Annotated in this window: 19 protein-coding genes and 1 pseudogene; 10 read left to right on the plus strand and 10 right to left on the minus strand. The window is 40.8% G+C overall.

What is annotated here, in order from left to right:
* Window positions 1-205: 205 nt before the first annotated feature.
* Window positions 206-373 carry a hypothetical protein gene (locus H6G14_RS14205; RefSeq protein ID WP_190568021.1) on the plus strand — a complete coding sequence of 56 codons (168 nt, stop codon included), beginning with the start codon at window positions 206-208 and terminating at the stop codon, window positions 371-373.
* A gap of 9 nt (window positions 374-382) precedes the next feature.
* Here H6G14_RS14205 and H6G14_RS14210 read toward each other — a convergent pair whose 3' ends face one another.
* The 3 genes from H6G14_RS14210 to H6G14_RS14220 form a co-directional block, all read right to left on the minus strand.
* Window positions 383-955 carry a hypothetical protein gene (locus H6G14_RS14210; RefSeq protein ID WP_190568022.1) on the minus strand — a complete coding sequence of 191 codons (573 nt, stop codon included), beginning with the start codon at window positions 953-955 and terminating at the stop codon, window positions 383-385.
* Window positions 956-1535: 580 nt separating this feature from the next.
* Window positions 1536-1688, minus strand: coding sequence for a hypothetical protein (locus H6G14_RS14215; protein WP_190568023.1), 153 nt, complete (start codon window positions 1686-1688; stop codon window positions 1536-1538).
* 416 nt (window positions 1689-2104) lie between these two features.
* The gene (locus tag H6G14_RS14220; RefSeq protein WP_190568024.1) at window positions 2105-3697 is read right to left on the minus strand and encodes an alkaline phosphatase D family protein; all 1593 of its coding nucleotides are present in this window, start codon (window positions 3695-3697) and stop codon (window positions 2105-2107) included.
* A gap of 509 nt (window positions 3698-4206) precedes the next feature.
* On the opposite strand from H6G14_RS14220, the gene H6G14_RS14225 reads away from it, so the two are divergent.
* Entirely contained in the window at window positions 4207-5472 is a 1266-nt protein-coding gene (locus H6G14_RS14225; protein WP_190568025.1) for a bifunctional sterol desaturase/short chain dehydrogenase, read from the plus strand.
* 170 nt (window positions 5473-5642) lie between these two features.
* A complete protein-coding gene (locus H6G14_RS14230; protein WP_190568026.1) occupies window positions 5643-6137 on the plus strand; it encodes a DUF6174 domain-containing protein in 495 nt (164 codons plus the stop codon).
* 212 nt (window positions 6138-6349) lie between these two features.
* Here H6G14_RS14230 and H6G14_RS14235 read toward each other — a convergent pair.
* Window positions 6350-6904, minus strand: a pseudogene (locus H6G14_RS14235) (RNA-guided endonuclease InsQ/TnpB family protein); the annotation flags it as partial.
* A 105-nt stretch (window positions 6905-7009) separates the two neighbouring features.
* Here H6G14_RS14235 and H6G14_RS14240 point away from each other — a divergent pair.
* Window positions 7010-7900: a hypothetical protein gene (locus H6G14_RS14240; protein WP_190568027.1), complete on the plus strand. Its 891-nt coding sequence runs from the start codon at window positions 7010-7012 to the stop codon at window positions 7898-7900.
* 90 nt (window positions 7901-7990) lie between these two features.
* Here H6G14_RS14240 and H6G14_RS14245 read toward each other — a convergent pair whose 3' ends face one another.
* Window positions 7991-9160: a glycerophosphodiester phosphodiesterase family protein gene (locus tag H6G14_RS14245; protein ID WP_190568028.1), complete on the minus strand. Its 1170-nt coding sequence runs from the start codon at window positions 9158-9160 to the stop codon at window positions 7991-7993.
* 477 nt (window positions 9161-9637) lie between these two features.
* Here H6G14_RS14245 and H6G14_RS14250 point away from each other — a divergent pair, with 477 nt between their 5' ends.
* A complete protein-coding gene (locus H6G14_RS14250) occupies window positions 9638-10516 on the plus strand; it encodes a RodZ domain-containing protein (protein ID WP_190568029.1) in 879 nt (292 codons plus the stop codon).
* Window positions 10517-10578: 62 nt separating this feature from the next.
* Here H6G14_RS14250 and gatA read toward each other — a convergent pair whose 3' ends face one another.
* Window positions 10579-12036 (minus strand): Asp-tRNA(Asn)/Glu-tRNA(Gln) amidotransferase subunit GatA, encoded by a 1458-nt coding sequence (gene gatA, locus H6G14_RS14255; protein WP_190568030.1) that lies wholly within the window; start codon window positions 12034-12036, stop codon window positions 10579-10581.
* On the opposite strand from gatA, the gene H6G14_RS14260 reads away from it, so the two are divergent.
* The 5 genes from H6G14_RS14260 to H6G14_RS14280 all read left to right on the plus strand — a co-directional run bounded on the left by H6G14_RS14260 (window position 12035) and on the right by H6G14_RS14280 (window position 16162).
* Window positions 12035-12352 (plus strand): hypothetical protein, encoded by a 318-nt coding sequence (locus H6G14_RS14260; protein WP_190568031.1) that lies wholly within the window; start codon window positions 12035-12037, stop codon window positions 12350-12352. The genes gatA and H6G14_RS14260 overlap by 2 nt on opposite strands.
* A 238-nt stretch (window positions 12353-12590) precedes the next feature.
* A complete protein-coding gene (locus tag H6G14_RS14265; protein ID WP_190568032.1) occupies window positions 12591-13943 on the plus strand; it encodes a helix-hairpin-helix domain-containing protein in 1353 nt (450 codons plus the stop codon).
* A gap of 296 nt (window positions 13944-14239) precedes the next feature.
* Window positions 14240-14785 (plus strand): hypothetical protein, encoded by a 546-nt coding sequence (locus H6G14_RS14270; protein ID WP_190568033.1) that lies wholly within the window; start codon window positions 14240-14242, stop codon window positions 14783-14785.
* 341 nt (window positions 14786-15126) lie between these two features.
* Window positions 15127-15621, plus strand: coding sequence for a hypothetical protein (locus H6G14_RS14275; RefSeq protein WP_190568034.1), 495 nt, complete (start codon window positions 15127-15129; stop codon window positions 15619-15621).
* A gap of 199 nt (window positions 15622-15820) precedes the next feature.
* Window positions 15821-16162, plus strand: a complete 342-nt coding sequence (locus tag H6G14_RS14280; protein WP_190568035.1) for a DUF6464 family protein — start codon at window positions 15821-15823, stop codon at window positions 16160-16162.
* 106 nt (window positions 16163-16268) lie between these two features.
* Here the strand turns inward: H6G14_RS14280 and pgmB are convergent, their stop codons facing one another.
* The 4 genes from pgmB to msrA all read right to left on the minus strand — a co-directional run bounded on the left by pgmB (window position 16269) and on the right by msrA (window position 25345).
* Window positions 16269-19316 carry a beta-phosphoglucomutase gene (gene pgmB / locus H6G14_RS14285; protein ID WP_190568036.1) on the minus strand — a complete coding sequence of 1016 codons (3048 nt, stop codon included), beginning with the start codon at window positions 19314-19316 and terminating at the stop codon, window positions 16269-16271.
* Between the two features lie 44 nt (window positions 19317-19360).
* On the minus strand, window positions 19361-21778 hold the full coding sequence (locus H6G14_RS14290) for a sucrose synthase (protein WP_190568037.1): 2418 nt from the start codon (window positions 21776-21778) through the stop codon (window positions 19361-19363).
* Window positions 21779-22357: 579 nt separating this feature from the next.
* On the minus strand, window positions 22358-24604 hold the full coding sequence (locus tag H6G14_RS14295) for an FdhF/YdeP family oxidoreductase (RefSeq protein WP_190568038.1): 2247 nt from the start codon (window positions 24602-24604) through the stop codon (window positions 22358-22360).
* A 282-nt stretch (window positions 24605-24886) separates the two neighbouring features.
* On the minus strand, window positions 24887-25345 hold the full coding sequence (gene msrA / locus H6G14_RS14300) for a peptide-methionine (S)-S-oxide reductase MsrA (protein ID WP_190568039.1): 459 nt from the start codon (window positions 25343-25345) through the stop codon (window positions 24887-24889).
* Window positions 25346-25371: the final 26 nt, after the last annotated feature.

Here is a 25371-nt window from a genome sequence, read left to right on the forward strand (position 1 = left end):
ACGCCTATGTAATAAAGAAAATCAGATTCCACCTTGGTGGGTTGAGACAACGGATATCAACTGACAAATGACAACTGATACATCATTGCAAAATATACTAATAGGTTAAAAAATATAACCCAAAGCTATGTCTATAGGATATTTGCCGTTTTGAAATTGTTGATATAAACTGAATTCTCGGTTTATATCAAGGATTTATCCAAAAATGACAACTATACAGACTATTTGTCCAAAAGCAGCTAAAAAATCGGACAAAAAAAGACAACAATCTTTTATGAGTATGGATATCGGCACTCCTAAAGTACCTTTACGTAAAGCTAAAAAAATTAAACAGGAATATGAGTTGTTAAGCGACTGGAACCACGCTAGTTAATTGGTGATTTCACTTCCACTGACATAGTTGAGATACAGGTGTCATCCGAGGGCGGTTGTATTGATAGAATCCCTCAAGATTTAGTAAAGCTTGGCGATAAATAATCCACTGCACAGCATCCTCATGATTGGCAGTACTAATGAAATTACCTTGGCTGAGTGTCAATCGCTCCTCTGAATCCCATTTAAATCCAGATGTAGATATATTATTTTGCTCCTCATCAGCCCATAATATAGATAACGCTTCACCTGCAATCAAATTACCTTTGATATTTCCTCGAATACAGACAAAGTTATCCGAGTGGGGATAGCCATAATAGCCATCAAAGCGATGTCCAGTTTTGTGAAAATTGGCACAAACGCCTGCACCATCTCGCCAATCTTGAGGATCAGGTTGGCTACAAAACTGGTAGTTGCCATCTGCTAAATTTGCAATATTAACTTTTTTCTCTGATGCCCAAAAGTGGGAATTGAACTGAAATAGTCTTTGCGGTTCTTTAACTTGCTGTTGAAAAACTAGCCCAATGCTTAACAAAGCGGTAAAGATTACCAGCTTTTGTGCGAGATTGCTTCTGTTTAGCATAATCTCATCCCAACTTCATAGAAATTGGTGCAATAGGGATAATTGAGATGGATTAAGTTATTTCTAAATAGCTGGAGCTGCGGAAATTATCAACAATACAAGCAGCATTAAAACTAGCATACTGATTTTGAAAATCAGGTAAGTACTGGGGTCATATATAGGAAAATCGTGAGTCATTGTACACCTCCATTTGTAGCCTCTATCAAGTCTGATGAGGTATGGAACAAATTCATAGAAACAGAGTTTAATTGTCAATCTAGCCTCACCGTCTCTATATTTTTATTGTCTCTCAAAGATAGATACACGTCTGGGAAGTTAAAGTTTAGGTAACATTTTTTAGTAAGAGTTTAAACTTAGTCTTGCTCGACTGACTGTCTACGGCGAGCTTTGCTAAGGCTGTTGGTTGTGTTGATTTACCCGATTTTGCAAAATTAAAAATTCAAAATAAATGTTTTAAATCCCCACACCCCTACACCCTTACACCCAGTCTCAACAGAAAATCTGGGTGCGTAAGTCGTAAAGTTATGAATTTCTTCTACCTGTAAGCAAACCTCCGGATTCGCATCAATGTAATTCGTCTTCATTCCTTCGGTCGTAAAGATGTAGTAATTACGGGAAAAATGCGATCGCCTCCGGTGGGCGGAACGCCATCGCCAATGCCATAAAAGCTCTTGAGTAATGCTTTTATCTCTGCTTCTATACAAATCCATGAGGACAGGATCTCAATCCTCAAGAAGAGATACACCGACTGAGAGAGAAAAAATTTGCACAGTATTTAGCGATCGCCCAATCCAAGTTATATTACGTATGCTATCAGTCGAATAAAATACATTTATACTACTTAACTATATTTATACTAAAGTAATAAAGATAGGACTTACGCAGTGTGATTAATTTTCTGGCTTTTTTGGTTCAGTGCGTAAGTCCTAAAAGATAAAAATTAAATTCTATTAGTAGCAGCGATCTTTGTTTTTTCGATTATATTTAAATACTCAAATACTCATACCAAATTAATATGATGTAGAGACGTTGCATACAACGTCTCTACAGTACAGAATAAAGTGCATCTTTATCAAGAAACGGTATCAAATACTCAAGTATTTGAGTACACAAAAGTTTCATCACACTTGCAACAATGCCCTTTGCTCCTTATGCACTTTGAACACCTGGGCGACCATTCTCAACAACAAACGAAGCAAAAGTGTATACAGGTGCATCTGGACGACTCACAGTCGTGACGATACGCAGATCAGTTTGCCAGCGATCATAGTTAAGGTTAACTCGGAAATAGCCCCGGCGATCGCCGTCAAAAAATTTGATGTGTGGGTTTTCTGGAATCATCGGGCCGTAGTAGGGGCCGTAAACATTCCGATCACCATTGCTAGAAATTGACGGAGTTACAAACTCCGTAGCTACTGTAGGAGAGTTAGTAGCCTTAAAATCCAGCTTGAGGTCATTGGCAAATATGGAGTGCCAATCCCCAGTAATCACCACTGGATTAGAAATCCTACGGTTAGCAATGTGATTTAAAACACGGTTACGCGCGAGAGGGTATCCGTCCCACGAGTCGTTCCAAAAAATTTCACCTGACCCAATTTTATGATCTAACTCCGCCATCAACACCTGTTGGGCAAGTATGTTCCAACGTGCTTGAGAACGGTCAAGACCATCCAGCAACCAACGTTCCTGCTGAGTACCAAGCATAGTCTTTGCAGGATCTAACGCTGCTGGGCAACGGGGTGTTTCACCATCAGTACATGGTTGATCACTCCTGTACTGGCGGGTATCGAGGACGCTAAACTCAGCTAGATTACCAAAGGTCAACCGACGGTAAATCAGCATATCTGGCCCCTGTGGTATGGAAAATTCCCGCAGTGGCATATGCTCATAATAAGCCTGGTAAGCAGCTGCACGCCTTTGCAGAAACTTGGCCACTGGATCGTTGTTTTCCGAAAGGTTATCAGTGTAGTCATTTTCAACTTCGTGGTCGTCCCAGGTGACTGAAAAGGGAAATAAGGCGTGAGCTTTTTGTAAATCCGGGTCAGTTTTATAGAGAGCATATCGCAGGCGGTATTGCTCTAGCGTATTGGTTTCTTTTCTAAACTCACTGGGTAAAGATACATTACGCACACCGCCGTTGGCAGAGATGCCGTATTCGTAAATATAGTCACCCAAGTGGAAAACTAAATCTAAATCTTCTTCTGCTAGGCGACGATAAGCAGAATAGTAACCATCCTCCCATTTTTGGCAAGTAACAAACGCAAAGTTGAGCTGATTCAACCTAGAGCCAATTGCTGGAGCAGTGCGGGTACGACCAATGGGACTATCTTCACTACCCACTGTAAACTGATACCAGTACCAACGGTCAGGCTGTAAGCCACGCACATTGACATGGACAGAATGCGCTAATTCGGGGGTTGCCAATGTCACGCCCCGTAGCACAACTTTTCTCATATTTTCATCCGCAGCAATTTGCCACCGTACTGGTACGTTTACGGGCGGCATTCCACCACCATTTAAAGGGTCTGGAGCTAGCCTTGTCCATAAAATTACACTATCTGGTAAAGGATCACCAGAAGCAACACCAAGGCTGAAGGGATAGGCTGAGAATCTTGACTTGGCGGCAACTTTATGAGTCCAAAGACTGGCTATGGCACTTGCAGTCAATGTTCCAGCACCGAGCAGAAAACGTCGCCGCTTTGCTTGAGAGGACAGCAAGCGATGTAAATGAACACGCCCCATAAAAATCCTTGTTGAGATTTATACAATAAAAAGGGAATAAAAAAGCTAGATAATGGTCATCTAGTTGTTAAGAAAATTGATTACCAACCTGCGTTTAATTAAGGCTTAAGAAATTATTAATATTACAATAAGTATTTATTCACAATTACCTAACGAACAATTAATGGAAATAAAAATACCCCCATCTTTTTGTGGGGGTAGGAAGGTTTTTCATGAGTTTGGTTTGTAGAATTTGACGATTCAGGTTTAATTTTTAAAAAATAGCTTGCGTACCCTGACTATAGCTATATCAGGATATTCAAGTATCCTTGTGTTATGAGATACTGCATATTAGTAGAGACTAGCGGATTATCACTGATATTATGGGTGAACCGTGTGGAAAGTTGAGTGCGCCCATCACACCCACAAAAAAGATTGACACAGCCAATTGCATTTGCTTTGTAACTCTTCCTTAATCTATTCTGATCAGAATATAAACAAACATTAAGACGAGTAACACCTGCAAAGACATGATACCTATGTTGGCTGAAAGCTTAACTGAAATTTTGACTAGAGTAAAAATTGATGGAACCCTAGTAAATACCTGCTGGCAGTTTGCAACTTGGGGATTGCTCTCCCTACTCCTAGCAGAGATATTGAGGGACAGTTACCATGCCTTGTGTCACCAAGTCAATTGGCTCAGTAAATGGCACAACAAGCATCATGCAGCATATCGCCGGGATTTGTCGATAGTTTCCCTCAAAGCTTACCAAGAGTCCCAACTCTATCACGACATTTTAGAATCAAGCCTATTAGTAGTTCTATTAACGGTAATTGCCTTATTTGTCCAACAAATTGGGTTGTGGCTGGGAGTAGCCTATGCTTGTACATTTCTGTTTGGCGCATCCCTGCGATATTTCCAAGGGACAATCGACACAGATTATAATCACCTACCAGGCCCATTAGAGGCAATTCCTTCTGTTTGGTGGGTAAATCGGTCTTACCATTGGCGACACCATTTTGATGATGTTGACGCTTATTATAGTGGTGTATTTTCCTTAGTAGATAAAATTTTGGGAACAGGACTATCTCTCAAGGGTAAAACTGTTGCGCTGACCGGTGCGTCTGGTGCTTTAGGCCAAGCATTGACGGCGCAATTGCTTCAGCAAAATGCCAAGGTTGTGGCTTTAACCACTAATCCAGATAAATTCCCAACCGACGATGGTAGTTTTAAGGTAATTGCTTGGGAGTTGGGTAATGAAGCCGCACTCAAAGCCAGTTTAGAAAAAGTGGATATTTTGATTATCAACCACGGAATTAATGTTTACAGCAGTCGCACGCCAGCAGCAATTAACTCTTCTTATGAAGTAAATGCTTTTTCTGCATTGCGACTGATGGATATATTCTTAACCACAGTGAAAGGGCCACAAGCAAAAGCAACCAAAGAAATTTGGGTGAATACTTCCGAGGCGGAAGTCTCTCCTGCACTCAGTCCGCTTTATGAACTCAGCAAACGTACATTAGGAAATCTTGTGACTCTCAAGCGCTTGGATGGGGACTGTGTAATTCGCAAATTAATTCTTGGCCCCTTTAAAAGTCAACTCAATCCCTATGGAGTGATGTCACCACAGCAGGTAGCTCGTGCAATTTTGTTTTTGGCTCGTCGAGATTTCCGCAATATTATTGTGACGATTAATCCTCTTACTTATGTGTTTTTTCCATTGAAAGAAATTAGTACTTGGTTGTACTACAAAATTTTTAGCAAGACAGCTAAAAACCAAAACTTAGCATCTTAATTTTCATCTCATGATAAACATAAACCCCGAAGTTTTTAAATCGGGGTTTTGCGTAATTTTTAATCAAAAAATAAATTGAATTTAAACAATTTATGCAAAAATATAGTTATATTCCCATGAATTCATCGGATATATCTTGAGTGAATCAAACTAACTTAACCAACAAAAATATGCGTTTACCTATTACTATTGGACTGGGATTTATTCTATCTTTGAGCATGAATATTCCAGCCATGTCTGAATCAAGAGTGCAGATAGAACAATTATCAGCGCGTCATAATTTAAATTCAAGAAAATTAAACTTTAATCGCATATTGTGGAATAAAAAAAATATTTCTAGCTATCGATATACTTTGAGTAATAGCTGTTTTTGTATACCTGAAGCTAGAGGCCCGGTGGTCATTGAAGTCCGCAATGGTAAGACAACTTCTATTACACCTGTGAATCCTGAGCAAGCAATTAATCCAGAATTTTTTCAAAAATACAACACAATTCCTAAACTTTTTAACGTGATTCAATATGCTATTCAAAGTCAAGCATTTAGTTTAGACATCAGTTACAACCATAAATTTGGTTATCCCACTCGAATTAATATTGATTACAACAGTCAAATAGCTGATGAAGAATTATTTCTTACAATTGAAAATTTTGAAGTAATTCCATAAGTGTGGGGATTGTTGCGTATTCAGTCATCTTTTGGTACTTGATGGCAATTTGTTGTAAATTAATGCAAGTATTTATTGCCATGAGTATATTGTTGACACTCACCGCCCTATAAGTGTGGTGATTCTTGCTTCACGGGGATTCCAATGAATTTACCCTCAGCAAGCATCTTGACCCTTCGGGTTCGCAGTCCCCTACGGAGGGAAACCCTCCTTCAGGGCTGACTCACCGTATGCCCTACGGCTGCAAGTCCTCTTATAAGAACTACTTGAGCGGCTGCCACATCCCTATCAGTGGTATAACCACAATTTGAACAAGCATGAGTACGTTGAGACAATTCCTTTGTACCTGTCTCGACACCACAGTTAGGGCAAATTTGACTGGTTTTACGACTGTCTACTTTTTGGAAATAGACACCACTCTTAAAACAAGTCTGCTCCAAGATGCGGAAGAATTGACCAAATCCAGCGTCTAAGCAATGCTTCCCTAACATCCCACGAGATAGCCCGACTAGGTTCAAATCTTCAACAAATAGCATTCCGGCATCGTTACAGATTTGGTGAGACAGTTTCCTATGCCAGTCCTGGCGACAGTTGGCAACGTACTCATGTAATTTTGCTACCTTCTTCTGCGCTTTGCGCCAATTGTTTGAGCCTAGTCGTTTTCTCGTGACACGCTGTTGCAGCAATTTAAGCTTGCGTTCGGCATCTACAAAAAACCTTGGGCGCTTGACGGTTAGTCCATTAGAAGTAGCAATAAAACTTGTTAATCCTACATCTACTAATCGACGTTACGATTTTTAGAATAAAGTTGCCCTAAAAGGGCAAGGCTCTAACCCCTTAATTTTCGGTAGAAAAATTCACTGAAAAAGTTTATGGCAGAAGCAATTCGCATTCTTTTACAAACAACGATCGCCTCCACTGAAGATGACTGGAGTATCTTTCGTTTTTCTCTATTGCAGGATTATTTAAAATCTGTCCACGATGAATCGGGAAAACCGTTATTTACAGTTTTATCACGCGATCGCTCCTCTGATGCCGACGGGAATGACCCCATTTTAGGGACACTAGACCAGTCAGATTTTGATGAACTCTGGCTATTTGCTCTAGATACTGGTGATGGTTTAACAGACAAAGATATTGCTGGAATTAACGCTTTTAGAAAACGGGGTGGTGGCATTCTCACAACACGAGACCATCAAGATATGGGCTGCTCTATGTGCGGTTTAATTGATATTGGTGATGTTCATTATTTTAATACCAAAAATCCCGACCCTGACGATTCGCGTTGGATTCGTGATGATCCACATACAACGTATATTTCCTGGCCTAACTACCATTCTGGAGCTAATGGAGATTATCAAAAAATCATTCCTGTAGAACCAGTCCATGAACTCTTACATAACCCTAATTCACCTTCTGGCTTGATTGAATTTTTCCCGTCTCATCCCCATGAAGGTGGTATCGGAGTCAATCCCAATAATTTAAATTCCCAAGTAATTGCATTGGGAAAAAGTCTAGTTACTCATCGCAACTTTAACTTGATTGTTGCAACGGAACACCATACAGATGCAGAAAAAAATCGACTGGGTAGGGCGATCGCTACTTCCAGTTTTCATCATTTTGTTGATTACAATTGGGACATAGAAAAAGGTTGTCCTTCTTTTGTCGATGAACCGCCCGGAAATGGCATGAAATTAGAACCTCGTGCTTTAGAAGATATTCAAGCTTTTGTGCGTAATGCTGCTTTGTGGCTAGCCAGATAAGTTTTTATTTTTAGCTTTGCAGTCAGCACTTTAGTACTAAAAAAATAAGAAATAAAGCGCTGACTACAAGCTATTTAATCATTGTTCAACTTACTTACGACGGCGAAATAACCATCCTAAAAGTGGCACAAAACCTAATCCAAAGATTGTACCGGGTTCGGGAACTAAGGTAGAGCGCACCGCAAAAGCTGTGTCTGGATTATCGCTAAATAAACCGTCTATACCTGTTTGATAAAATTGCTTATACTCTTCTTGGGGATTTCCTTGTAAGTTTGTTGGCAAGAAAACATCTTCATCGCGGAAAGTCCAAGCGTGAACAATTAAGCCGGCTGCGTGAGCATCATCAACTAAGGTTGTGGGTGATAATAAATTACCTCGACTATCTCTGGGAATAATTAAGTTTTTATTGGCTCCTATTCCGTTAGCATAGGTAGCAATTTCTGCTAAACCTAAAGGTGTAATTAAATCCCTGTAAAGCCGAGGATCTCCATTAACTACAAAATCATAAGGTCTTCCACTAGGACTAATTAGTTGTACCAAAGAGACATCAGTTAATTCATTGAGGTCTTTTAAATTGCTAACTTCAAATGATTGGATGTAAACTGGCGCAGTTTCATCAACATATCCATTGGCATTTAAAACGCTCACCAAAATTTCTTCCATTGATAAACCAATGGAATCAAAATAAGTCGGGTGCTTAGTTTCAGGATAAATACCAATAGTCCGTCCCAAGGCTGCGCTTTGTGCTTTGGCTAAATCGATGACTTCTTGCAAAGTAGGAATTGCAAATTGTCTGTCATATTGGGTATTCTGGGGACGGATACCAGGAATTCTCTCTATGGCGCGGAGAGTTTTTAATTCAGCTAGGGTAAAGTCTTCTGTAAACCAGCCTGTAATGGAGCGTCCATCGATGACTTTAGTGGTTTTGCGGTCTGCAAACTGTAGACGCTCAAAAACATCTGTGCTGGTATCTGTGAGATTGAGCGTACCATCAGCGTTCAAAATTGCTAAAGCGTTTTCGTGACGGGCGACTAAAACACCATCCTTAGTGGCAACTAAATCAGGTTCAATATAGTCAGCACCCATTTGAATAGCTAGTTCATAAGCTGCTAAGGTGTGTTCTGGACGATAACCGCTAGCTCCCCGGTGTCCAATAACAATAGGAGGTTGACCCGTTAAGGTTCCTGCTAGGACTTTTTCTGTTGGCATAACTGTTAGTGTAGCCATTCCTAGCAAAAATGCTCCAAAGAAATGTCGCATGATTTCTCCTCACAAGTATTTGGTTACAAAAAATTGCTGAAAATAACTCAATCGCTGTGGGTTGGGACTTTGAGCTACTGAAGTTTTTTCTGTGAAAACACTTGTATTAAGGTAGGAACCAAGCGTTAAAGCCTAGTTAAACACTGATTATGTGTGTTTTAAGGATGAGGACTTATGTCAGCGTTTGAGAGGATCAATAGCACAACAGGCGATCGCTGCTATTATTCTCAACAGAGGTACCTCAGGATGGTAATCCTATGACGAATAACAGTACAGTATGATGCTATTTTGTCAAAAAATTTCCCAAAAACCACATAATTTTTGACTCAGCAATAGAGATTAAGATTCTTGAACTGGAATTTGGCATTAAAATTAGACGGACTACAAAAATTTATTCATAAATTAGTAACAATATTGACTGTACTCAAGTAGTCTCACTGCGAGATAGTAAACATTAACTCATACTAGGAGAAGACAGTGAACCTATTAAATGAGGCTCAAGAACAACAACTTAAGGAAATAAGTAAATATTTATTACAAGTAAGAGAAGAGAAAGGTATACGTATAGAAGAAGTAGCTGCTAAAACAAATATTAGACTATATTTCTTACAATCTTTAGATGCAGGCAAGTTTGCTGAACTACCTGAGCCTGTTTACATCCAAGGATTTATCCGTCGCTATGCAGATATCTTGGGTTTGGATGGACAGGCGTTGGCGAAAAGTTTTAGTTTCAATGGTGAATCTGCAATTCAAGAATCCCATCGTGATGACAACGAACAGATAAAACCAAAACCAAAAATTCGTATTCCTTTGTTTGTCCCTTACGTTTTATTGCTAGCAGTTGCGGCGGTTGGACTGATTTATGTACTTAATCCCAAATTAATCACTCAATCTCTGGCAAATAAACAAGACTCAGAAGCGACTACCCCAAAACAAGCCGAGCCTTCACCTCTGACAGTTGCACCCCAGGCTCAAACACCAGACTCACCAGAATCAATAGTTTCAAACTCGGAAAATTCCCCACCATCGTCTACAACCGCAGCTTTAGGTGATAGTCCCGCAACTACACCATCAGCCACACCTGGTAATGAAAATAATGGTAATTCAGCCGTTGCAGTGACGTTAGAACTGCAAGGTAATTCATGGTTACAAGTGACAGCCGACGGTAAGACAGAATTTGTTGGCGAATTAACCAAAGGCGATCGCCGAACCTGGACAGCAAAAAAACAGCTAACTGTACGTTCTGGTAATGCAGGTGCTGTACTAGTTTCGGTCAATGAGAAGCCAGCAGAACCCCTGGGCAGTAATGGTATTGTCAAAGAAGTAACATATACTCCGGAGGTTGTTAGTCAGTAGTTATTAGTCCATAGTTAAGAATTAACGTTTCAAATTTTTGACTATGGACTATGGACTCTTGACTAAATTTTTGGCTGACTTAGATGCCAACTAGTAGACTGTTCATAAGCGTAAGCTATTTGTAGTAGTTGGTCTTCTCGCAGTACTTTGCCAATTAGTTGTAGTCCAATTGGTAATCCCTGCTCATCAAAACCACAGGGGAGGCTTAAGCCTGGGAGACCAGCTAAGTTAACGGGGATAGTCATCAAGTCGTTTAAGTACATACTGATGGGGTCAGCAGTTTTTTCTCCCGCTTTAAATGCTGTAGTGGGAGCGGTTGGACACACTAACACATCGACATTTTTGAAGGCATTTTCAAAGTCTTGCTTAATCAAAGTACGTACTTTTTGGGCTTTGAGATAATAAGCATCGTAATAGCCAGCCGAAAGAGCGTAAGTACCAATCATGATTCGTCGCTTGACTTCTGCGCCGAAACCAGTGGCGCGGGTACGCTTATACATAGACAGTAAATTGTCTCCTTCCGGCGCACGCCAGCCATATTTTACGCCATCGTAGCGGGCTAGGTTGGCTGATGCTTCTGATGGAGCAATGATGTAATAGCTAGGTACGCCATAACGGAAGTTGGGACAGGAAATTACATGAATTTCAGCCCCTAGACGTTGTAATTGTTCAATTGCTTTAGTAACGGCTTGTTCAACAACAGCATCTAAACCTTCGCCAAAAGTTTCTTTGATTACGCCAATCCTGAGTTTACTTCTGGCTTTGAGGTCTGGTTTTAAGCTGGCTACATAGTCAGGGATTTCCACTTTGAGACTGGTGGAATCTTTGGGATCGTAACCTGCGATCGCCTTTAATAATATCGCTGTATCTTCTACTGACTTGCCAAAGGGGCCAATTTGATCCAAAGATGAAGCATAAGCTACCAAACCATAACGGGAAACTAGCCCGTAAGTAGGTTTGAGTCCTACCACACCACAAAAAGAAGCTGGTTGACGAATGGAACCACCAGTATCCGAACCCAGCGCCACCACACATTCTTCCGCCGCCACAGCCGCAGCCGAACCACCAGAAGAACCGCCAGGAACTCTCGATAAATCCCAAGGATTCGCTGTTACTTGATAGGCAGAATTTTCAGTTGAACTGCCCATCGCAAATTCATCTAAATTGGTTTTACCAACCACTACAGCCCCTGCATCTAGCAGTTTTTGTGTCACAGTTGACTCATAAGGCGGCACAAAATTTTCTAGAATCCGAGAAGCGCAGGTGGTGGGGATTCCCTTGGTACACATATTGTCCTTAACGCCGATAGGAATCCCCGCCAGTAGCCCAATTTCCTCACCTGCGGCTATTTTGGCATCCACAGCACGAGCCTGTTCTAACGCCTGCTGTGCCGTGATGTGTAAGAAACTATGCAGCTTTGGCTCTAGCTCTTGAATATGGTCTAAAGTTTCTTGGGTAATTTCAACGGCAGAACGTTCTTTTTTAACTAGCTGTTCGTGCAACTCGCGGATGGATGCCATGATTGCTCTCTTAGTGACTCAAGTCATTGATTTTAGTACATATTGTGCGGGATTGGTCAATGGTCAGTTGTCAATTGTCAGTGGTGAGGCAGTGCGTTGGGGAGACAGCGCTGTGGGCGGCTTTGCCGACTTGAAGCGACTGTCGTCGGGTTCCCCGACTTGTAGCAACTGCCGTTCCCCAGAGGGGTCAGTTGTCAATAGAAGGAACGTTGTATACAACGTCTATACATTAATTCTTCCCATTGCTTCCTCCGAAGTTCCGATCGGAGGAAGCCTCCGCTCGGACTTCTCTCTGCTCCCTTTACCCAATTTTTAATTAAAGAAACAGCAAATAGGTGTGTAATAACTGTATTTTCAGTGTTTATTTAAAATTTAACAAAAAGTAGCCAGAAATTGCTGAATAATTGGCTAATAATTTTAGCTATTGTGGTGTAAGGGTATAGCAGTGTTCACTCGCCAATAAATTATATAAGATGGATTTTAGTAAAGGTTAAATTTTAGCTAAATATAGAAATTGATTTCTTAACTATAAAATTATTTCGAGGTATAAATAGATGATTAAAATAGCAAGCCGTAAGTTTTTGGGTGTAGAAAATGTTTATGACATTGGGGTTGAGCGTGATCACAATTTTTTCGTCAAAAATGGCTTAATAGCTTCTAATTGTTTTAATAAATCCCATTCCACAGCTTATGGATATGTTACTTATCAAACTGCATATTTGAAAGCTAATTATCCATTGGAATATATGGCGGCGTTGCTGACGGCTAATAGCAACGATACAGATAAGGTGCAGAAATATATTTCTACTTGTCTAAGCATGAATATTCAGATAGAACCGCCGGATATCAATCGCTCTGGTGTAGACTTTACCCCAGTCGCGGGTAAGATATTATTTGGATTTTCGGCTGTGAGAAACGTAGGACAGAATGCGATCGCCTCAGTTTTAGAAGCAAGAGAGACAACAGGAGAGTTTAAATCATTAGCTGATTTCTGCGATCGCGTAGACTTGCGTGCTGTTAATCGCCGCACCCTTGAATCACTTATTTACTGTGGAGCCTTTGACAAAATTGAAGCGAATCGTCACCAATTAATCCAAGATTTAGAATTAGTCTATGATTGGGCCCAATCTCGTGCGCGAGATCGTGCTAGTGGTCAAGGAAACTTGTTTGATTTATTAGGTGGATATTCTTCTACTAATACCAAAACAGCTAATAATGCCTTTGAAACTGCTCCTAAAGCTAAACCTGTACTAGATTATCCCCCACAGGAAAAATTACGTTTAGAAAAAGAATTATTAGGATTTTATGTCTCAGACCATCCCTTAAAATCTTTAAGATCAGTAGCACCACTCTTAACACCAATTAATCTTTCACAACTAGGAGAACAACGAGAAGACACAAGATTATGTGTGATTGTCATGCTTAACGGTGTAAAAAAAGTCATGACCAAGAAAGGCGATGCAATGGCAATTCTGCAACTTGAAGATTTAACATCTCAGTCAGAAGCAGTTGTTTTTCCTAAAACCTATGAGCGCATTAGTTTTTTACTGCAAGTAGATGCCAGATTAATTATTTGGGGTAAGGTAGACCGACGCGACGAACAAACTCAATTAATTGTAGAAGATGCAGAGCCAGTAGAAACTGTACAAATGGTGATGGTAGAACTTCAGCCTCAACAAGCAGCCAATATTGAAGAATTACATCGCTTAAAAACAATTTTGCAAGAACAATGTGGAGATAAAGAAAAAGCCAAAATGCCCGTAATTGGAATTGTGCAATCTGAAAATTCTCGGCGGTTAGTGCGCTTAGGTTGGCAATTTTGTGTTCAAGATGCTCGAATTACTGTGCAAGCATTACAAAATGCCAGATTTCCTGCACAACTTAAACCTCTGATTGGTGGTTCGTGAGGAGATGAGGGAGTTAAAAGAGGCAAGGGAAGGGGAAAGAGGGATACTTCTGTGCGTTCCCTGCAACACGCTCAGTAACAAGGGGGCAAGGAGAAGAATATCTTACTCAGTACTCAGTATTACTGAGAAATGATCATATTAGTTAAACTACTACGTCAACAGTATATTGACATAGTAATTCTTGAGCTTCACAGTTTTTTTCGTTACTTATGCGGATGATGTTTTTCTGTAGTAAGTGGTATCTTTTTATGCCATGAGGATTTGGGCAAGAGCTAGGGGAAGGAGTTAATATTTTGATGATTGCAAATGATTTGAGTAAGTTTGTTTCCTATTGTAAAAAAATTCAACCCCAAACTCAGGAGGACATCAAGCAGTTTTTTGAAGGGGTGATTGCTTTTCCTTATGATAAGGAACTTCTTTTGCAGGCTTATTTATTTTTAAATATTCAAAACTTGTTTCCTTCCTGTTATGAATTGCTCTTGTTTGAAAAGTCCCCAATTGCTGATTATACAGACTTAGGTAAATGCGATTTTGTTTATCTAACATTTCAAGGTAATCTATTTTTAATAGAAACAAAATTTATTGATACAGAAGCAACGGGCGCAACAGAAAGAAAACGCAGAAATAAACATAGAAATAAGGTATTTGAACAGGTAATTACCCTAAAAAGTCGGTTTGGTGAATATTGGGATATACGCTCTGAACAGTTAGAATGTGGGGTTTTTACCACAGATTCGGATATTGATTGGCGCGGAAATGGTATCAATGTTACGACTAAATCTATATCAATAGATAGTCTGGAAAAGTGGCGTAGAACCTATAAGCAAATTAATCAGACTTAGTTATAACCTTCTTAAATATTGTATGATTTTGGGCGATCGCTGATAATTTCTAGAGTTCGGAACAGAATTCTATATCTTTAAATATTTTTTTATTCAATAAACTTAATATATTAAAAAATATTAGGGACAGATTAGTATACTGTCCCTATTTGTATGTAATTTTTTTTGGTCGCCTATAATACCTTTTGGTTTAGGACTTACGCAAATAGGTTGTCTGTTGAAACCAGGTGTAAGGGTATAGGAGTTTCAAAGATTTATGAACTCAATTTGCTACTTTGTAGTACAATTGTACTTAAGTTATAAAAATATCATGCAAACTCAGTAGGAGGGCGATAACATTTATGAAGCAAATCGAACCTAGCTACAAGACTACTATTTCCCTGCCATTAATGTTGCCACCGGTCACAGTCAATAAAGCCATAGTGCCTCTACAACCCCAATCGGAAAATCTGAGCAGTGGATGGGAACATCTGATGACTGTTGTACAGGATATCAACCAGATGGCAATGGAGTTAGAAGCAAAGATATTAGAACTCAAGACAATAGCCAGTACTATTAATAGTCAAATTAATTATTTAGCAGAAAATAGCGATCGCCCACATAGCCCATATATAAATATTTGCCAGTATTCACCTGTGAGCGTCCCTTTGGTGAAACAAAAGCCAGATCAATCATTTATTCTGACAACCCGAAAAGTTGATTTATTTCGAGCCGAGCGAGAAGCTGCACAACTAGCGCAACAACTCCGCCAGCACACACAGAAGAAAAAACCTACACCGATAAAAAACTTAAAGCAAGAGCAGGGAAACAACATTTTATTAGCAACTGACAACTGACTAACTTAGAGTGACATCAGCGTTTACCCATTGGGCTGAAACAGTTATGCTGATGGAAGCTATAGCCGTAGCCAGATAGATTAGGACATCAAGTCAAGATCAAACCCTGACAACACAAGACTTTCAAGTCTGTCAACCGTCAACCGTCAACTGTCAACAGCTATATGTTATAAAGCCCTGGTTAAGAGGTTAACAGAAGGTGTTAAGAATACTTTTAGTAATTATCATTGGTTTCTTACCGTCCATGTTCTCCTTGTGGGTAATCCGTAAAACCCAATTACGGACGCGCTCACGCCTCAGACAAGCAGCCACAAATATTGCCAGGATAAGGATACAGCAAAATATTAGACCTTTAGAAAGCGATCGCTATTATTTAGAAGGGGTAGGTTACTTAATTGGTGACATCAGTTGCAAATTCAACGCACGTTCCGGCTATCTCCGTTGTGCTGTTAACCCCAGTGGCCCTTGTCAGGGTTGTCGCTATTATGAATGCCCGATGAGTGATGAGAACTCAATAGGGTATAGGGGTATAGGGGTGTAGGGGTTTAGGGGTTTAGGGGCTAAGAGAAGAACAGTATTTATAAGGTATCTTGATTTAATTATTAGTTGTTTCCCTTACACCCTTAGACCCTCACACCCCTACACCCTCACACCCTCGCAGCTTCATTTAACTTAGTGCGTAAGTCTGTCCATGTCACTCCTGCAAGACTGGGAAGAACTACATGAGCAGCGCCCACACGCTCTATCGGGCCGAGTCCTATTGTCCACATTCCCCCGGCTAAAGCGGCTTCTACACCTGCGGCGGCATCTTCTACAACTACACATTGTTTTGGTTCTAGTCCTAACTGATGGGTAGCGAAGATGAATAAATCTGGTGCTGGCTTGGGTGTCTGCACACTGTAACCATCAGCGATCGCATCTACTTTATCAGCAAGTCCTAGCCTTTCGATCACTGTGTGAGCATTTTTACTAGCTGAACCGATACCTATTTTAATTCCTGCTTGCCTTAGTTCATCTAAAAGAGCGATCGCTCCCGGCAATAAATCTTTAGGTGTAATGTGTTCAATCAGTTCTATATAGTAGCGATTTTTACGCTCCATCATCTCTTGAATTTGCGCTTCTGAATAAGGTCTATCCCCAATAATCCGCATCAAGGATTCACGACGAGACACGCCCCTTAAGGCTTCATTAGCTTCCCTATCAAAAGGAATCCCCTCTTCATCAGCCAGTCTTTGCCACCCTAAATAATGATATTCGGCTGTATCAGTTAATACGCCATCTAAATCGAAGATAAATCCTCTAATGTCTGGAGACTGGGTATTGGGGAGTGGGGATTGGAGAGTGAAAACTTCTTCCTCTGCTCCACCCTTCTCTACGAGAGGCAACGCCAACGGGAACGCTTTCAGCGTGCTACTCTGCTCCCCTGCTCCCGAAGTTCGCCCGGAGGGAAACCCTCCTTGCGACTTCTCTTCCTGCTCCCTGCCTCCTGCCTCCTGTCCCCCAGGCAAATCAAACTGATACCACTGCCCGCGCCAATGTAGCTGGAACTTCAGGCGTGTCCAATTTGGGGGTAAATGGGGGTTGGCTGTGGGGCCTTGTTCTGTGAATTGGATGCCACCAAAACCGAAAATTACTGCTTGCCAAATTCCGCCAGCGCTGGCTCCGTGAATACCGTCATTGGCGTTACCTCGACTATCTTCTAAATCCACCATGAGTGCCTGCATAAACCGTTCGTAGGCTGTGGCAGATTTTCCCAAATCTGAAGCTAAGATGCCATGAATTGCCGGGCCTAGTGATGAACCGTAGGTAATATCCGTCCTGGGTGCGTAATAATCCCAATTGCTTTTTAAAGCTTTTTCGTTGTAAGGAAACTCTGCTGATGGGCGCATTAGGTACAGTAACATCAAGACATCAGGTTGCTTGAGGACTTGGTGTTGGTTAGCGGTTTCTATACCCAAGATGGCTTGCATAGAACGCTGGCGTGGTTCGTAGTCTTCCAAGTTGATATCTTTCAATTGGAAAAATCCCTCAAATTGCTCGATTAATCCGGTTGAAGAGTCGTAAAAAATGCAGATTTTCTTGATGATGTCTTGCCAGTGCGCTTCTAACTCTGGAGTAATTTGCAGTTTTTCTTCTAGTTCTTTGGCTCCTTCGGGGAAGGTATGACGTAACCAGTCGGCAACTTTCAGCGCCTTTTCCAGATGCCATTGCACCATTCGGTTAGTGAAGGTGTTGTTGTGTACAAACTCGTGGTATTCATCCGTACCAATCACCCCACGGATTTCATAGCGATCGCCTTGGGAGTTATACTCAACTCGACTACTCCAGAAGATAGCGGCATCTAAGATAATTTCTGCACCATAATCGCCCATCCAAACATCATCACCAGTAGCTTGCCAGTATTGCCAGACAGCATAGGCAATATCTGCACTGTTATGAATTTCGCGATCGCGGCACCAAATACGCACATCTTCGCCATAATAATCATCAGGCAATGCCCAACGAGGTGTTACCTCATCCCCAGTATCCGCACTTTCCCACGCATACATCGCCCCTTTAAAGCCGTAATGGGTGGCTTTGCGTCGCGCCCCGTTGATGGTGTGATAGCGGTAGCTGAGTAAGTTCCGGGCTAAAGCTGGTTGGGTAAAAATGAAAAAAGGCAGGATAAAAATTTCTGTATCCCAGAAAATATGCCCACGATAACCAAAGCCGGAAAGGGTTTTAGCGGGAATACTAACTTTTTCATCATGGGATGGGGCAGCAATTAGCAACTGAAACAGGTTGTAGCGGACAGCAAAAGCGGCTTTAGGGTCTCCTTCTATGTATATATCGCTTTTTTGCCATACTTCGTCCCAGGCTTGCTGATTCGCCGTGAGTAAAGTTGTGTAGTCTGGTAGTTGTGCAAGTTTTTCTTGAGCGGCGGTAACTTGTTTATTGACTTCCCTTGAGGTAAACACTGTCACCAGTTTTTCCACCGTGATAGTTTGTTGAGATTTAGCTAAAAAACTGGCGCTGATAGTGGGATATCCAGGGACGATGCTCACTTGTAACGCGGCCTCTGCCCCTGATATGGTCATTTTGGCTGCCATACCGATTTCAATTTGAGTTCCACGGGTACGACTTTCCAACCAGATACCAGACTCAGTTTTACCTTGGTCTATTCCTTCCCAATGATTGAAGCCTTGATTTTCTGCGTAGCCGTTGATACTAGCTTGAATTTCAACTAAGCAATCACCATCATGAGCTGTGATTTGGCAACGCTGCCCTAATATATGCTGATCTGCCAGACTAGCAAAGCGTTCAAAGTGGATATCAATGATGCTACCACTGGGGCTACGCCAACGCAGAGAACGACTGAGCAAACCTTGACTGACATCAAGTTTACGTTCGTATTGTAATACTTCTCCCTGATCCATGCGGAAGCGATCGCCATTAATCGTAATAATCATCGGCAACCAATCAGGACAGTTGGCAAGTTCCGTATAAACTACAGGTACATCATCATAGACACCATGAATAAAAGTAGCCGGTAAACCACGGGCGTGACCTTCTTCTAAGCTACCCCTGGTACCTAAGTAACCGTTACCGATGGTGAAGACAGTACCTCTAGAATGTAATTGCTCAGGGTTAAACCTAGTTTCAGTTAATATCCAATCCTGATAAATAAAATCACGAGCAGGACATTTTGTGTTCATGGTGAATGACTATTGACTGATGACTATTGACTATTGACTGTGGACTAATGACAACTCATGTGCTTTGCTAAAATCTGTTCGGCTCTGGGTTTATAAATTAGGTGGAATAAGCTTTCCATGTAACGGACTCTGGCCTCGCTGCTTTCTGGGCGGATAAAGTTCCAGAAACTGTAGATTTTAGTCAGTGCTAGTAATTGACTGGTGTGTAATTGCCAGTTGTATTTTTGATGAATGCGTTGGCTCATCCATTGAGACACTTCTTGCCAATGTTCGGGATGGGTATCGCACTCTTGGAAGAATGCCAAAAGTTTCTCGGCTGTTCCTTCTAAGTCTGTGGGATTAATCCGAAATCCATTATTTTTATCTTCTAGAATTTCTAAAGAACCACCAAACTTAGTGGCAAAGGTGGGTAAGCCAGAAATCATGGCTTCTAAAATACTGCGTCCAAAGGCTTCATACCTGGCAAAGTGGATATAAATTCCCCGATAATCTGCTACTAAGCGATAAGCTTCGCCAACTTCTTGGTTAGGAAGTCGTAACCCTAGCCAGCGAATATGCCCGTTTAGCTGATAGTGGTTAATAATGTTATGCAGTTTTTCAATTTCCCTGGCTTCTTCGGGATTGGTGCTTTCATCTATGTTTAACTTACTGGTAAGGAGGATCAAATTAGAGTGGGCTTGTAATTCCTGACTTTTACCGAAGCATTCAGCCAAACCAGTCAGATTTTTGATAGAGGTAATAGGCGCAACTGCAAAGATGGGTGGCTTTTGGGGTTGGTCTAAATAACCGAAGATTTGGGAATCTTGACGATGAAATAGTAAATCATGGACGTGTTTACTAAGATTGGGGTCTCTATCTGCTGTTTGACTATAGGGAAAGAAAACTTGCTCATTTACCCCTGGCGGAACCATATTGAATTTAGGATTAAACAGGTCTATGCCATCAACTACATGATATAAATGGGGCATGGTAAAGAACTTGTAGGACTCGTACTGTCCCACACTTTCGGGTGTGCCGAAAATTTCTTGGTAGGATGATGTGATGATAAAGTCAGCCGCATTCATCGTAATTAAATCGGCGGTAAATTGTACTGAGAAGTGATATTTTTCCTCAGAGTTTTGCCAATATAAGTTACTAAATAAATTTTTCGGCTTTTCTAGAGAGTGAGCAATATTGCAATGGGTGACTTTGAGACGACGGGCGAGGAGGAAGGCGACTAAGTTACCATCGCTATAGTTACCGATAATTAAATTGGGTTTACCTTGGAATTGGGCTAGTAGTTGTTTTTCGGCATCTAACGCAAAGGTTTCTAGATAAGGCCAAATCTCAAATTTAGATATCCAGTTATTGGTAATTTCGGGATTAAATTCCCCGAAAGGAACCCGCAAAATCCAAGCATTCTCTGTGTTATGTAATTTTTCTAAGCGCAGGTTACAGTATGTACCTTCACAGTTAGGGATCAGCCGGGTAAGAATAATAACATGGGGTTGAATACCTAACACTTCCAGTCCAGCAAGCTTGATTTCTTGCTGTAATTTATTCTCCAAACTGCGTGCTTGCTCTAAAACATAGATAACTTGACCTAAGGTTTCATCCCTTCCCATAACGTCTTCTTGCGCTACCCAACCGTGAATCGAAACTAGGACGACCCGAAAGACAGCAGGAACACGGGCGACAAATGCTTCTAATACAGCAGGTTGGGGAGAATCAATCAATTTATCTAGTAGCGTAATAGTTTCCATGATGCGCTGGGCTGTATTACCCCACCCTGGCTCAAAGCCGAGTTTTTGTAGTTCAATATAGAATTTTGCGTATGGTTCTTCCGGGGGTAGGGAGGAGAGGAATTTAATCGCTGTCTGAATTTGTTTAGCGAGGTGGATACCTGAGGGAATAGCATCCCCAATCATTAAGTTAATGCCATCGTATTGCAAGCCCCGTAAAGCTAAGTACACTAACTCGACCCAGTATTGGGGGTCAGCTTCTATCTGACTGCATAGATAACGATTGAGGAAGGCTAAACCTTGACCAATATTTCTAGGGTCGCTAATACTGGGGGAAGCTTCGTAAAATGAACTGAGGTCAATTTCTAAAATGTTGGGTTCGTAGGCATTAACTAGGCGATCGCTCACATCTAAAAACGCATCAATTGGCATAGAATCAAACTGAGCTAAGTCTGATGTCAGTCGCCAAACTTCCTGACTAGCAATCCTTGGACGCACTACAAACCATGTACTGTCCTCTGCTAAAACGATTTCATGGGTATATTGAATCAGTTTGCCCACAGATGAAGAATAGTAGAAGTATGTGGGCTTTTGGGCTTGCTGACAGTATTGAGAAAAAGTATGTAAAATATCATTTCTCAGGAAGTAATGTTGACCTGAGGAACCTAAAGCAATTATCAACTGTTGCAGAGCAGCTTTTTCCTCACTGTTATCAAAAATAGGGTGAAATAGTTCGTGCATGACGATTTCCAGAACTCTAGCCAGGTCACGACCTCATTTTTGTCTCCTCAACAAATGTCATTTTCGTATAAAGTTCGTTTAAGTACGGGTAATTGGTAATGTAAAAAATCGTTACCGAAATTGGCCTCTACAGTCTTAGGCAAATAGATTAGGACATCAAGCTAATACCAATTCAAAATTCAAAATTCAAAATTCAAAATTAAGAATCAAGAGAGGACAAGCGTTTAGGGTTGTACATCTGTCACATTCTTTTTTCAAATTGGTATGAGATAAAACCCTGAGAAAACAATGCTTTCAGGTCTGTCAACAGTCAACAGTCAACCGTCAACAGCTATACTGAGCGAGACCAACCATCTTCCGTGTAATTAAATGAACTTAATACTTAGTAATTGGCTTAGAGGTACATTGCCTTTGTTGACCTTTGTATCGTAGATAGGCAGTCACTGTTTTGCCTTCTAGCTCTGGTATGAATGATAATCGTCTTTTAGATACTTCTACCGATGGTTGGGTAATAAACAATAGTTATTACCGCATAATTTCATCATGATTAATTCCCAGCTACTCAACTTCTTAATTAAATCAGGTTGCTATGATACAAACTGGAACTCTTTTATAAGCAGGTGTGCCACTTTGTGGATCAATTTTTGCTTGAAATAAAACATTAGCTTCAGGATAAAACATAAAAGCTACACCCTCACGAATTGCTCCACAAATAATTTCAATATTGTCTAACTTTCCCTTATCTCCTTTGACTATGACTCGCTGATGTTCCTGAAATCCCGCTTTTTTTACATCCAGAGGATTCATTAAAATACATTCACGATGAGGCATTCCTCTGTATTTATCTTCACTACGATAAACTACAGTATTATGTTGACCATAGCTGCGTCCTGTTCCCAAAATTAGCACAATTCCTGGCTGATGCTCTGATACACCAAATGCTGCTTTAGTTGGTAATGATAATTGTGGTAAAGGTGTAACGAACATCTGCGCTTTGCCATCAGATGTAGGAAATTTTGGTTCTTCTAAAATCCGCCCTTCAATCAGAAATTCCTGTTTAGTTTGGTCAATTGTGGCAATTTTTTCATAACCAGGAATAGTTTTAGCAATTAATTCTCTGATATAAGCTGTATCTTGCAGTTTACGCCAATTTATTGGTGTTTCACTATGTAAACGATGAGCAATTTCTGTAATTAATTCTATTTCTGAAATCAAGTCAGAATTAGATGGTTGTAAATGACTTTTGCCTTCATCATTTAACCTCACAAAATTATTGCCTGATTCAGTTGTAGTTTTATGAGGATTTTCAAAACGATTGAATACAGGTAATATTAGAGTTTGCTGTTTAGCTAATCCGTGAAAATGTCCTAAGTTCGGTTTAGTCGCCACATAAAAAATGGTATCTATTTGCGATAACGACTGTTTTGCTTGCTGTAAGTCTGGGTTGGCTGCATACAGATTGCCCCCTAAACAGAATAGTGTATCTATCTTTCCTGTTTCTGCTGCTTCTATTAAGTCACGGGTATGATAACCAGGAGTTTCGTTCAGAGGTTTTCCTAATAGTTGAGATAATGCTTGTTTGATTTCTTCTCGCAAATTTACAGTCACACCCATCGAACCAAATCCTTGCACATTGGAATGGCCTCGAATGGGCATAGTTCCAGCCCCAATTTTACCAGCGTTACCTGTAATTAAAGCTGTATTAGCAATACTAAAAATATTATCTACACCGTTAGCTTGTTGAGTTACGCCCATTGCCCAGGCAAAAACTACACGCGTTGATTTTCCAATTATATAAGCTGTGGCTGTGATTTCTTCCTGAGATATACCACAGGTATTAGTAATGTCATCCCACGATATATGATTAGCGTAATCTACAACTTTTTGCCAATTTTGAGTATAAGCTTTGAGATATTCTATTTGGATTAAATTCTGTTCTATGAGTGATTTCTGCAATCCCACAAATAATGCCGCATCACTCCCAGGAATTGGTTGTAAATATAAGGAAGATATATCTGAACCACCGGTGAGTAAAGATTTAATGGGAAATGCAGGAGAGGCAAATTTAACTAGTCCGATTTCTATTTGTGGATTAATAATAATTACTTTTCCACCTCTTTCCCGCAACTTGATTAATTCGTTCATCAAGCGGGGATGGTTCGCTGGTGCGTTAGAACCAATTAAAACAAGACAATCACTATGTTTTAGGCTCTCTAGGCTTACCATTGATGTACCTGAACCAAAAACTTTTTTTAACCCCACTGTTGAGGGAGCGTGACATAAATCTGAGCAGTCGGCTAGATTATTGCTACCTAGCGATCGCATTAATAATTGTAGTAAATAGGCAGCTTCATTAGATGAACGTCCAGAACTATAGCTGGCAATTCGCGCTGGTGGTAAATTAAAGGCTTGTGTAGCGATTTGGTAAACTTCTTCCCAGCTAATACGTTGATAATGAGACGAACCTGATCTGAGAATCAGAGGATAACTTAATCTACCCAAGCGATCGCATTCTTGAGAAGTGAGGTTTTGTAATTCACTGATACTATATTCTTGGAAAAAATCTTGCTTAATTCCTGGTTGCAATTCCGCAGCGATCGCCTCTACACTTTTAGCACAGCGTTGTAAATATTCTCCCGCTTCATTAACAAATCCCCCTTTTTGTCCACCCGTACCCCAAGCACAAGATAAACACGCGCTTTTATGATTGAGAGTTTGCCATAACTGTAATCCTTGTGGTGAGAGAGTTTGTTCTACCCAATACTGAATCACTGGTAAACCACCCCCAGCAGGGTAGCTAGACTTGCTTTCAGGTGAGTTATCCATACTTAGCTAAATCTCAACTCGCTTTACTAACTATTATTGCTAAAAATATTTGCCCTCCTGAATTGAAAGGGGTGTAAGGGTGTAGGGAAAAGACATCTTTCATAAGCTTTTACGCATTTAAATTGTATATTTCGCACTCAGGTTGTCAAAAGTCCACAGTCCAAGCTAGCCTTTGACTCTGGACTCTTGACTATGGACAGCCCTGACGCATGAATATTTGATTTAGGTGCGTATCACCTGATTTGACTGTGAAACTTGCTTGATAGGGACTGTCTTTTTCCATTAGCGTTTTGCCTGCTTCTCAAAATACTGTTGATGTTCCTCTGTCGCTAAGTAATATTCACTATTCTGCTTAATCTCGGTCACAATATCGCGTTCAAATCTGCCTGACACCTGAAGCTTGGCTTTTGACTGCTGCGCCGCTTCTGCTTGCTGCTCATTGTGAAAAAAGATTACAGACCTGTACTGTTCTCCTTTATCTGGCCCCTGGCGGTTGAGGGTTGTCGGGTCATGAATATCCCAAAAAACTGCTAACAAATCTTCATAACTAACAAGTTGAGGGTCATATTCTATTTGCACCACCTCAGCATGACCAGTTATCCTCGACAATACATCAAGATAGCAAGGGTTAGGGAAATGCCCTCCCATATAGCCAACTGAGGTTGATACTACCCCTTTTACCTTGCGAAATGCCGCCTCCACGCCCCAAAAACAGCCAGCCCCAAATGTTGCTTTCTCCATAGGTATTTCTGTACTCCCACTTTTTA

The organism is Nostoc parmelioides FACHB-3921 (assembly GCF_014696625.1).
GTDB classification, from domain to species: Bacteria; Cyanobacteriota; Cyanobacteriia; order Cyanobacteriales; family Nostocaceae; genus Trichormus; species Trichormus parmelioides.